Consider the following 884-nt stretch of genomic DNA (forward strand, 5'->3'; position numbering starts at 1 on the left):
CCGATCCGTTCTCGCGCTTCCCAAGCGCAGGCGGGCGGCGCAGAACGTCGGGCGAGCGACGATGGCGGCCATTACATCGCGGCGCGCTTCAACGGTCCGACCGAGGCGTTCAACCACTTCGCGCAGAATGCCAATTTCAACCGGGGCGGCTACCGTCTGCTCGAGGATGAATGGGCCAGGGACAAGCGTGCCGGACGGGCGGTAACGGTGAAGATCGTTCCGCAGTTCAGCGGCAATTCCGTGCGACCATCGACGATCAATGTGTGGTGGACGGTTGATGGCAAAACGAAGAGTTTAGGATTTCCCAATGAGCGATCGGAGAAGCGCCGTGGCGGAAACTGAATCAGAGCAGCTGTTGAACGAGATTGGCCGATTGCTGATGGAGGATGGTGAATATTCGTCTGAGCCTACGCTGCTCTATGCCCAACTTGATCACAACATGATCGGAGAATCGATCTTCAAGGAACTTGGTAACCAGTTACTTTTTAGATGGCCGATAAATCAGCGCTTGCCCTACGCGCTACTCGAATTGTGGGAAGCGCAGGACGGGCAAAATCGGTGGTCGGAGCTGGAATATGTGGTCCGTGACGGCAAATTCGACGTCGCCTACTTCTATCCGGATGAGATCGATCCGCAGGAAGACGTGACCGAGCGACGCGAGCGTGCGCTGCAGCGGCATTTCGGAGACAAGCCGATTGTCTACCCGCCTCTACCCACGGAAGACGAACTTCAAAGCTATGGTTTGTAAGTTAGGTCTTTCCGGACGCTCGACGCAGAACCGATATTCTCCAATGATCGGAGTGCCCATCTTTGGCCTTTGAGGGGCACTACACTCATGAAATCGCACCTCATAGAGGACGAGCATGGGCACGCCATCGCGGTGC

Annotated in this window: 2 protein-coding genes; both read left to right on the plus strand. The window is 56.4% G+C overall.

Annotated elements, in window-relative coordinates:
• The coding region (locus AX702_RS09100) for a DNA/RNA non-specific endonuclease (protein ID WP_231731795.1) at positions 1–342 on the plus strand (342 nt) is incomplete at its 5' end.
• Positions 308–748 carry a hypothetical protein gene (locus AX702_RS09105; protein ID WP_066778705.1) on the plus strand — a complete coding sequence of 147 codons (441 nt, stop codon included), beginning with the start codon at positions 308–310 and terminating at the stop codon, positions 746–748. The genes AX702_RS09100 and AX702_RS09105, both read left to right, overlap by 35 nt.
• Positions 749–884: the final 136 nt, after the last annotated feature.

The sequence above is a fragment of the Sphingomonas sp. CCH5-D11 genome (assembly GCF_001557395.1).
In the GTDB taxonomy this organism is placed as follows: domain Bacteria; phylum Pseudomonadota; class Alphaproteobacteria; order Sphingomonadales; family Sphingomonadaceae; genus Sphingomonas.

What these genes read in the sequence shown, in the direction of transcription:
- AX702_RS09105 (WP_066778705.1), top strand. Translation starts at nt 308, where the DNA reads ATGAGCGATCGGAGAAGCGCCGTGGCGGAAACTGAATCAGAGCAGCTG.